Raw genomic sequence first — 4,878 nt, 5'->3', positions numbered from 1 at the left:
CTATTATATCAATCAAAATGAATGGGATAGTTGGTTAGAAGATGAAATTGAATTAGCCATAGCTGACGCTAGTTTAGAAATAATGAATGGAAAATTTCAAAGACAACAAATTTCTCAAATGTTAAATAAACCACAATTAATATTAACTGCAACTGAGTTAATTAACTTGACCTATAATTATCAAATTAGAGAATTGCCAGATATTATTGATGATTATTTAGGTAATTTACCCGGTGGTGAAGATTGGAAGTTAGGGAAAAGGTAATCAATATGACACAAGAACTAATAGACCTCAGAAACAGTATTCTAGAACAACGTTACACCGATGCTTTGGCTATTGTTGATGAATTAGAGGGGATGAGTAAACAAGCGATTTTACGAAATATTCAAGCATTTTTGAGAATTTTGTTAATTCATTTAGTTAAAAACCAAATAGAAACCCGATTAACTAATTCTTGGGTTGCTTCTATTCGTAATTCATTGATAGAAATTAAAAAAATAAATCTCAAAGAAAATAAGAAATCCTATTATATCAACCAGGATGAATGGGATAGTTGGTTAGAAGATGAAATTGAATTAGCCATAGCTGACGCTAGTTTAGAAGTTTTGAATGGGATTTATAATGAATTTCAATTAGCGGAAATGGTTAATAAAAATGAGGTAATCTCTATCGCTAGGAAATTTTTGGAATTGACTCATTTACATTCTGTGAAAGAGTTACCAAAAACTATTGCTGAACTGTTAATACAGTTACCCGGTGGTGAAGATTGGAAATTAGGTAAGAAGTGAGATATTGATACAGATACATAAATATTTAAACTCAGTAGCCAATGATCACAAGTAATCAACGAACAATAACTAAACCTTAAAATATGCCAGTTAAATTAACTTTATGCCTTTTGTGACTGTAAGAATCAGCTAAGTCAGACTAGAATTAACCGGGCCAGTTAACCTTTGCTGAAATTCCCAACACAGGAGGTTTAATTTTGACGAAGTTGAAAATTGGTATTAATGGATTCGGTCGAATTGGTAGACTTGTGTTACGTGCTGGTCTTACTAATCCCAATATTGAATTTGTAGGAATTAACGATTTAGTTCCCCCCGATAACCTTGCTTATCTTCTCAAGTACGACTCTACACACGGGAGATTGAAAAGCAAAGTTGAAGCTAGAGAAGACGGTATTGTAATTGACGGTCATTTTGTCCCCTGTGTATCTATGCGAAATCCCGCAGAACTACCTTGGGGTAAATTGGGAGTAGATTATGTTGTTGAATCTACAGGACTCTTCACCGATTATGCTGGGGCGGAAAATCACCTGAAAGCAGGTGCAAAGCGGGTTGTCATCTCCGCACCGACAAAAGAACCGGAAAAGGTAAAAACAATGGTCATGGGTGTAAATCATCACTTATTTGACCCCGCCAAAGACTTGATTGTCTCCAATGCAAGTTGTACTACAAATTGTTTAGCGCCCATTGCGAAAGTCATTAATGATAACTTCGGTTTAGCTGAAGGGTTAATGACCACAGTTCACGCCACAACAGCCACTCAGCCCACGGTAGATGGTCCCAGTCGCAAAGATTGGCGCGGTGGACGGGGTGCGGGTCAAAATATAATTCCCTCCGCTACAGGGGCGGCTAAAGCGGTGGCTTTGGTGTTACCAGAATTGAAAGGTAAGTTAACTGGTATGGCTTTGAGAGTTCCCACTCCTGATGTCTCCGTGGTTGACTTGACTTTCAAAACCACCAAAGCCACTTCTTACAAAGAAATCTGTGCAGCGATGAAAAAAGCTGCGGAAGGTAATTTATCAGGTGTATTGGGTTACACCGATGAAGAAGTAGTATCTACAGATTTTCAAGGTGATTCCCACTCTAGCATCTTCGACGCGGGTGCAGGAATTGAACTGAATGCTAATTTCTTCAAAATTGTCTCCTGGTATGACAACGAATGGGGTTACTCCAACCGCGTCATTGATTTGATGCTGTCAATGGCCAAAAAAGAAGGATTGATTTAGGTGACAGGTGACAGGTGACAGGTGACAGTGAGAACCGCAAGAGGTAAGAGCAAGATTAATATTCTTCTCCCCCTGCTCCCCGCTCCCTGCTCCCCTGCCTCTTCCAGGGCTTAACGGAGTGTGCTACCTTAACGTTACTCCTTACATACTTATGCGTCGCACAAAAATTGTTTGTACTATTGGACCGGCTACATCTTCACCTGAGAAGTTAGAAGCTTTGGTAAGGGCAGGAATGAATATGGCGCGGTTAAATTTTTCTCATGGTGCTTATGAAGCTCACGGACAGGTTTTTCATCATCTGCGCCAGATTAGCAAGGATTTACATAAGCCAATTGCAATTATGCAAGATTTGTGTGGTCCAAAGATTCGGTTGGGGAAATTACCACCGGAAGGGTTAATGTTAGAGGCTGGTAAGGAGGTGACTTTCCTCTTACAGGAGAAGGGGGAAAATATTGACGAGTTACCCTTACCTCTACCCACCCTATTCGCTATGATGCGATGTGGTGAACCCATTTTAATTAATGATGGTCGGGTGAAATTAACTGTTACCAGTCGTGACGCTGATAGAATTCGCGCTCAGGTGAATATTGGCGGTTTGATTTCTTCTCATAAAGGTGTGAATTTACCCGCTACTCCTTTACCCGTAAGTTCGATTACGGAAAAGGATTTAATGGATTTGCGATTTGGGATACAATTAGGTGTAGACTGGGTTGCAGTTTCCTTTGTGCGATCGCCCCAAGACCTCGAACCTGCACGCCGCATGATTGAAGGTGCTGGCTCAAAGATTCGGCTGATTGCCAAAATTGAACGAGCAGAAGCAGTGGAACAGCTAGATGCTATCCTGCAAGTCGCGGACGGAATTATGATTGCTCGTGGTGATTTGGGGGTGGAAGTACCGATTTATGAAGTCCCCCTCATTCAAAAAGAAATTGCCCGTCGTTGTAATCAAGCTGGTAAACCAGTGATTACGGCTACCCAAATGTTAGAGTCTATGATTAGCTCTCCCGACCCCACTCGCGCTGAAGCTACAGATGTCGCCAACTCGATCTTAGATGGCACAGATGCAGTTATGTTATCTGGGGAAACTGCAATGGGTGAATATCCGATCGCTGCTGTCCAAACTATGCACAATATTGCATTAAGAACAGAAACTGTACTCCAAGAGGGAAATAGACATTCGTGGAGTCCTACAGCAGGTAGTCTGACAGTGACAGAATCAGTATCTCAATCGGTGTGTCGCATTGCTTATGAAATTGGTGCGAAGGCGATTCTCTGTAATACTACATCAGGAAGTACAGCCAAACTGGTTTCTAAATATCGTCCCAGCACACCAATTATTGCGCTGACTTCTGACTGTACAGCTTACCGTCAATTGGCTTTATCTTGGGGTGTAGAACCCCTACTAATTCAACCTGTTCACAGCGCCGAAGAAATGTTTGTGAATGTGGTAAACACCGTTGTAGATAGTGGTTTAGTTCAGGAAGGAGACAAGGTGGTGATTACCTCTGGTGTCCCAATTGGTCAATCTGGAACAACAAGTTTAATTAAAGTGCATTCTATTGGACAGCCAATTACGGCATGACGCATTTAAAATGGGTAGTTGGTAATGGGTAGGTGATTGGTAATTGGGAAAATTCTTGTTCCCTAACCCCTAACCACTGACCCCTAACCACTGACTACTGACCACTGACTACTGACCACTGACATTGGAGTATGTTATGCCTAAGAACTTACTAGAAGCACTACGGGCAGTAACCGTTGTGGTAGCGGATACGGGAGATATCCAATCAATTGAACAGTTTAAACCTCAAGATGCTACTACTAATCCTTCACTGATTACTGCTGCGGCACAAATGGCGGAATATCAGGATATTGTTGATCAAACTTTACTCAAAGCTAAAAAAGATGCTGGCACTGCCGCTAGTCAAGCACAGGTGGTATCCCTGGCTTTTGACCGTTTAGCGGTATCTTTTGGATTAAAGATTTTGCAAATTATTCCTGGTCGGGTGTCTACAGAAGTAGATGCTCGATTATCTTATGATACGGATGCTACTGTAGCTAAAGCCCGGGATTTGATCGCTCAGTATAAAGCTGCTGGTATTTCTAAAGAGCGGGTTTTGATTAAAATTGCCTCCACTTGGGAAGGTATCAAAGCTGGGGAAATTTTGGAAAAAGAAGGTATTCACTGTAACTTAACTTTACTATTTGGTCTGCACCAAGCGATCGCCTGTGCGGAAGCTGGGATCACTTTGATTTCTCCCTTCGTTGGTCGGATTCTTGACTGGTACAAGAAAGATACTGGTCGGGATAGCTACCCCGCAGCAGAAGATCCAGGTGTATTATCTGTCACTACCATTTATAACTACTATAAAAAGTTTGGTTATAAAACTGAGGTAATGGGCGCTAGTTTCCGCAATATTGGTGAAATTACAGAATTGGCTGGTTGCGATTTGCTGACTATTTCTCCAGGGTTGTTGACAGAATTGCAAAACACTGTTGCTGAATTACCCCGCAAACTTGATCCTGCCAAGGCAGCAGGGTTATCAACTGCCAAAATCTCTGTTGATAAAGCTACTTTTGATCAAATGCACAATGGCGATCGCATGGCTTCTGATAAACTTGCAGAAGGTATTGATGGTTTTACCAAGGCTTTGATTTCTTTGGAAAAACTACTGGCCGAAAGATTGGCTCGTTTAGAAAGTGAAAAGGTAACTGCTTAATAATTGGTAATAGGTAATTGGTAATTGGTAAAATTCTTACTTGTTCTCTATTACCTATTACCTGCTTGATCTACTACAAGGCTGTTAAGAATCTCCTGTTTCAATTAATTCATTTTTTTTAAATCTTGAAAAATAGCCCTTAAACA

4 protein-coding genes and 1 pseudogene are annotated in these 4,878 nt (G+C 40.9%); all 5 read left to right on the top strand.

Annotated elements, in window-relative coordinates; translation table 11 throughout:
• A pseudogene (locus IQ228_RS21190) lies at positions 1–265 on the top strand (hypothetical protein); the annotation flags it as partial.
• A gap of 5 nt (positions 266–270) precedes the next feature.
• Positions 271–789, top strand: coding sequence for a DUF29 family protein (locus tag IQ228_RS21185; RefSeq protein WP_193964322.1), 519 nt, complete (start codon positions 271–273; stop codon positions 787–789).
• A gap of 197 nt (positions 790–986) precedes the next feature.
• The gene (gene gap / locus IQ228_RS21180) at positions 987–2,012 is read left to right on the top strand and encodes a type I glyceraldehyde-3-phosphate dehydrogenase (protein ID WP_027400590.1); all 1,026 of its coding nucleotides are present in this window, start codon (positions 987–989) and stop codon (positions 2,010–2,012) included.
• A 151-nt stretch (positions 2,013–2,163) separates the two neighbouring features.
• Positions 2,164–3,594 carry a pyruvate kinase gene (pyk, locus tag IQ228_RS21175; protein ID WP_193964320.1) on the top strand — a complete coding sequence of 477 codons (1,431 nt, stop codon included), beginning with the start codon at positions 2,164–2,166 and terminating at the stop codon, positions 3,592–3,594.
• A 136-nt stretch (positions 3,595–3,730) separates the two neighbouring features.
• Complete coding sequence (locus tag IQ228_RS21170; protein ID WP_027400588.1) at positions 3,731–4,732, top strand: transaldolase; 1,002 nt, start codon at positions 3,731–3,733, stop codon at positions 4,730–4,732.
• The last annotated feature ends 146 nt before the right edge of the window (positions 4,733–4,878 follow it).

The organism is Dolichospermum sp. LEGE 00246, assembly GCF_015207865.1.
In the GTDB taxonomy this organism is placed as follows: Bacteria; Cyanobacteriota; Cyanobacteriia; order Cyanobacteriales; family Nostocaceae; genus Dolichospermum; species Dolichospermum heterosporum.
This window is presented reverse-complemented; position numbering and strand designations above follow the sequence as displayed.